Source organism: uncultured Catenibacterium sp., from assembly GCF_900540665.1.
GTDB lineage: Bacteria > Bacillota_I > Bacilli_A > Erysipelotrichales > Coprobacillaceae > Catenibacterium.
Genome location: NZ_UQGV01000106.1, coordinates 1 through 5,196 on the forward strand (window position 1 = coordinate 1; position 5,196 = coordinate 5,196).

The 5,196-nt window shown below is 34.4% G+C and carries 8 protein-coding genes; 2 read left to right on the forward strand and 6 right to left on the reverse strand.

The genetic code is table 11. The features are described 5' to 3' along the window. Positions 1–54: 54 nt before the first annotated feature. The 6 genes from QZQ55_RS10490 to murI form a co-directional block, all read right to left on the reverse strand. Positions 55–198 (reverse strand): hypothetical protein, encoded by a 144-nt coding sequence (locus tag QZQ55_RS10490; protein WP_295093123.1) that lies wholly within the window; start codon positions 196–198, stop codon positions 55–57. 74 nt (positions 199–272) lie between these two features. Then, positions 273–1,220 (reverse strand): D-2-hydroxyacid dehydrogenase, encoded by a 948-nt coding sequence (locus QZQ55_RS10495; protein ID WP_295093125.1) that lies wholly within the window; start codon positions 1,218–1,220, stop codon positions 273–275. Between the two features lie 11 nt (positions 1,221–1,231). Next, on the reverse strand, positions 1,232–1,627 hold the full coding sequence (locus tag QZQ55_RS10500) for a hypothetical protein (protein ID WP_295093126.1): 396 nt from the start codon (positions 1,625–1,627) through the stop codon (positions 1,232–1,234). An 83-nt stretch (positions 1,628–1,710) separates the two neighbouring features. Then, positions 1,711–2,601 carry a S1C family serine protease gene (locus QZQ55_RS10505; protein WP_295093127.1) on the reverse strand — a complete coding sequence of 297 codons (891 nt, stop codon included), beginning with the start codon at positions 2,599–2,601 and terminating at the stop codon, positions 1,711–1,713. Positions 2,602–2,680: 79 nt separating this feature from the next. Then, positions 2,681–3,424 carry an N-acetyltransferase gene (locus QZQ55_RS10510; protein WP_295093129.1) on the reverse strand — a complete coding sequence of 248 codons (744 nt, stop codon included), beginning with the start codon at positions 3,422–3,424 and terminating at the stop codon, positions 2,681–2,683. Positions 3,425–3,459: 35 nt separating this feature from the next. Further along, complete coding sequence (gene murI, locus QZQ55_RS10515; protein ID WP_295093131.1) at positions 3,460–4,227, reverse strand: glutamate racemase; 768 nt, start codon at positions 4,225–4,227, stop codon at positions 3,460–3,462. Positions 4,228–4,343: 116 nt separating this feature from the next. Between murI and QZQ55_RS10520 the strand changes: the two genes are divergently transcribed. Continuing rightward, entirely contained in the window at positions 4,344–4,604 is a 261-nt protein-coding gene (locus tag QZQ55_RS10520) for a hypothetical protein (RefSeq protein ID WP_295093132.1), read from the forward strand. Beyond that, the coding region (locus tag QZQ55_RS10525) for an AarF/ABC1/UbiB kinase family protein (RefSeq protein WP_295093134.1) at positions 4,588–5,196 on the forward strand (609 nt) is incomplete at its 3' end. The genes QZQ55_RS10520 and QZQ55_RS10525, both read left to right, overlap by 17 nt.

A 5,196-nucleotide genomic window follows, 5' to 3' on the forward strand; every position in this document is an offset into this window, starting at 1 on the left:
CAATTATCTAACATGATGAGGTCTATTTCTATCCACTATATTATTTGGCGCTTACTAAGAATCTACGATCATTGAAACAGCACCGCAAATAAGTGCAGTCATCATGCCACTTGCATCACCTTTAGGTGAAATAAAACTTACAACGGCAAAGATACCTAAACCACCAACTACATACATCTTTGTAGCCATAGCCCCCATAATAGCGCCACCTACTGGTCCACCAATACAAGAGAATACAAATGGCGTTAAAAAACAGTAGAGTCTCTCTACTGTTAATAACCTTTCTTACGATCGACAAGGTTTTCTAATGGTTCCTGATTCTTTAAGTGATTAAGATTTCTAATAACTAACTGTGTAAAGTAATCCTGTACACTCTTCCAGTGATAGCCCCCAGAACAATGAGGTGTAATCATCACTCTTGGGTTTTTCCATAATCGTGAATCAGCTGATAATGGTTCTTCTTCAAAAACATCAAGTAATGCCCCACCAATAGACTTATTGTCCAATGCCTCTAATAAAGCGTATGTATCAATCACATTGCCTCTTCCAACATTACACACAACAGCGTCACTCTTCATTAATGCGAACTCTTCATGACTTAACATATGAAATGTAGCATTTGTAGATGGGAGTGAGCTAATAATATAATCCATTTTTGGTAATACATCATGTAATTCTTTAGATGTAATGATTTCATCACAATCTGGATGTTCCTTATAAGAATTTCTTAGTCCTATCACATGGGCCCCTAGTACCTTTAATACTTTCGCAAATTCAGTACCTATATCGCCTACTCCAAGTAATAAGACATTTGAACCATAGATTTCTCTACCAGTAAATAATGGTGCCCATCTAGTTTCCTTCTGTCTATCATAATAGAAACGCAGATTCTTATTAAAGCTGAAGATCATCCCCATCATATGTTCACAAATAGCATGACCATAACTGCCACTCGCGTTTGTAAGAAGTGTTTGTCTATTTAAGATATTTGGTAGAAGAAATTGATCATTTCCTGCACTATTTAATAATAGTGCCTTAAGTGTCGGTCTATTTAAATTAAATTGGCGTGGTGGATTTCCTACAATAACATCGGCTTCATCAATTATTTCCTGTGTTAAATCTTCTTTATTAACTCTTAAGAGATTCATACCAGAACATGATTGACGAATCAAATCAATATTTGAATCATCAATTGCTGGAATAAGTAATACCTTCAACATATTTCGTCCCCCTAAGTTCTTTTGATAAACTTAGTATTACACTTTGGACAGCTGATTTCAATCTTTCCACGTCCTTTTGGCACACGAACAACCTGTTTACATGTAGGACATTTATAATATTTATGTGTTTTATCTTTTCTTTTATTCTTAAAGAAGTTCACTTTCTTAGTGATAGGTGCGATAAGCTGTAAATATTTCTGATTTTCCTGATAACGTTTATAGATATTCCTAGAAAATATTCTAAAATAAATATAAATCATCAAGAGTAAACTGAGAATCATACATACTTTTGAACTAGTAAAAAGAACGATGATTGCGAGAATAAATAATAAATACATGAGATGAGTGTTGAGCTTATCTGCTCCACCATATCTTCCCTGCATGAATCGAATAAATTTTTCTTTCATAAAATACCTCCGTTGCATTAATATAGTCTCGTATTATAAACTAAATATTAACTAAAAAAGGACATTTCTGTCCTTCTTGTCCATTACTTACTCTTATTGATAAGGTCTTTCGCAATCTTTAATGCTGTATTTGAAGGAATCGCAAAGCCTAGACCTTCACTGTTTGTATCTGATGATTTCGCATTAACGATACCAATCAGATCACCATTCCCATTAAATAATCCTCCACCAGAGTTACCTGGAGAAACAGCTGCATCTGTCTGAATAACTGAAATAGTAATTGTCTTAGTTGAGCTATATAGCTGACCAAAACGTCCATAGTTACTAGATGAAGATGTATCATCATTGTCTAACTGTACTGTGATTTTACGATTTAAGGCAGAGACGATACCTGAAGTAATAGAATCACTAAATGTACCTTCTGGATTTCCTACAGCGTAAGTTGACTGACCTTGAACTAATTTATCACTATTCGCAAATGTTGCTGGTTTTAAATTAGTCGCATTGATTTTAAGTACTGCAATATCGTTATCACTATAGCTTCCTACAAGTGTTGCGTCATATGTTTTATTGTCACTTGTAGTAACCTTGATTGTGCTTGCACCAGATACAACATGGGCACAAGTAATAATATAACCATCACTGCTCATGATTACTCCTGAACCTGCCCCACTAGATACCTGTGAACCATACCAGAAGTTATCTCTTGAGATATTTTCTGTTGTAATTGCTACAACACTTTTTGTCATCTTAGAAGAGATGCCTGAAGCATCCTTTGAGGTACCTACTGCTTTAGTTGTAGTCGTCTGAGTTACAACTGTAGTACCCTGGTTATTCATAAAATAAGAACCAGCTGCACCTCCACCAAAACCTAATGCCACCACTATAAATGCCTTACCTATATTCTTGCTTAAACGATTTAATTTCTTTTTATTCTGCTTTTCATAAACATCTTTTAAATTTTCGTTGTTCATAATACCACTCTCACTTTCTGATTCTAGTATATATCTGAAACTTAATACCTAAATGTGGTTTTTGTGGGAAAATATGTTATTACATATCTATTCCTGCATATTTTAAGAATTTCTTTTCATTAAGTATACCATTTGTAAGAAACTCTCCATCTCTAAATAATGCATAAGTAGAAACAGGAGAAGAAAGATTCTGTGCCTGTTCACGTGTTGTGATATGTATCGTTTTTAATGGGATGTTATACTCTTTTGCAGTTTCTTCTATACGTGGTACCCAGTAATCAGTAAAAGGACATTGATCTGTATAATATAGGACAAAGCCTTGATTATTGATATGCGGATGTTTGGCACATTCTTTAAACTGTGGTGGATTACCATCAGATAATGGAAGATACATTAATATAATTCCATTGTCTGATTCATCAGCTATCTTAAATCCTTTATGAGCAAGGTATTTATAATCAGAAAGGAATTCTTTCTTACGTCCTTTAGAAGATAGGATACATAATCCTTTATATCCTTTATTGCGTGCATCTTCTATGCAGTAATTTAATAGCTCACTAGAATAGCCATGGCCCTTCATCGAACCAGATACCCACAAACAATTAATATACATATAATCATGAGAGTTAAGAGGTATCCAGGCATATTGATCTGGAATATATTCAATGAAGCATTTTCCTCTTTCTTCACTGCGGTAGAATACTAAACCTTCATCAAATCTTTCTTTTAACCATTCTTTCTTTTTTAGACTCTTCTTATTAGACATGGCACAGCATATATGTTCCTTGTCTATATTGTCTCTATTTATAATAATATAGTTCATATTTTCCTCCTAGTAAAAAAGCCATATATGGCTTTTTATATGATTGGTGTATTCATAAATGCTTTATAGATAGGAATTTCATCTTCCTTAGATGAACCATAAAGAATATCTCCTTCTTTCTGGTCATTTAAACAGTCACATTCCTTTAAGCAGTTATATAAGTGTTTACTTGTTCCATAGGCACCATCAAACATTGGAATATCACCTAATACTTGTGCTATCTGATTTTTCACAAATGGATAATGTGTACAGCCTAGTACGACACTATCTACCTTTCCTTTATAAGGACCAATGAGATCAGTCAGTAAATCAATCAAATCAGGCTTATCTAAGTTACCCTGTTCAATACGTTTCGCAAGCCCATAACATGGTACTGGAATAATAGTCGCAGATTTATCATATCTTTCAGCTAATTGATGAAACTTATCTAAACGTAATGTATTAGCTGTTGCCATTACAAGTATACAGCTATTCTTTTTAGAAAGTGCTGCTGGTTTTAATGCAGGTTCTATACCAACGACAGGAATATCTGTATATTTCTCTCTTAATAATGTCACTGCTGCACTTGTGGCTGTATTACAGGCAATTACAATCGCTTTTAAATGCTTCTTCTTATTCATATTATCGATTGCGGCAAGTGTTAATTGTTGGACATCTTCTAATGTCCTTTCCCCATAAGGTGCATTAAGTGAATCACCAAAGAAATAAAGATTTTCTCCTGGCATCATTTCATGAATGGCCTGTAAGACACTCACTCCTCCGACACCTGAATCAAATACACCTATATATTCTTCTTTCTTCATACTGATATCTCCCTCTTTCGTTTCTCCATTATAACACAATTATTAATTCATGGTCTATATGACTTAACCGTAGGTTTTAGTTGTGATAAAATAGTATTTGAAAGGAGGTTTGTCAAATGGCTATGAGTGAATTGTTGAAAAAGACAGTACTTGTAGGTATTGGCGCAGCTGCTGAGGTCGCTGATCGTTCTAAAGACTTAACAGATAGTCTTGCGAAAAAAGGTCAGGATACTATCAATAAAGGACGTGCGATGAATGAAGAACTAAAAAGAAAAGCACGTGAAGACTTGTTAGAACATGTAGAAAACATGACTGAAGAAGAACGTGCAGCTTTACGTCAGAAGCTTGATGCATTAGATCATGAAGAAGATCAGTAATATTAAACGTATGAGAGAAATACTCTCTATTATCAAGAAACATGATATTAAAAGTGGTCTGACTCCTATTAAGGCAAGAGAAATGATTGAAGATCTTGGTCCTACTTATGTCAAATTAGGACAGATCATGTCAATGCGTAGTGATCTGATACCTCTAGAATACTGTAAAGAGTTTGAGAAACTAAGAGCGTCTATTGCACCTCTTAGTTTTTCTACTATTCGTAATATTATTGAAGAAGAACTAGAACAGCCTATAGAGAATGTATTTAAAGATATAGATGAAAAGCCGATTGGATGTGCGTCTATTGCACAGGTTCATTTAGGACATCTACTCAATGGAGAAACAGTTGTTTTAAAAGTTCAAAGACCACATATTCATGAAATAATGGAAGCTGATGTACGTATTATGCATAAGTTTCCACGCGTGTTGAAGATGGTGACGGGTACAGGTGATCTGATTGATTATCGTTCTATTATTGATGAGTTATGGCGTACAAGCCAGACTGAGATGAACTTTCTCAATGAAGCCAATAATATGAATGTCTTTGCGAATAATCAAAAAGAGATACGTTATATTAAAGCACCTCATGTT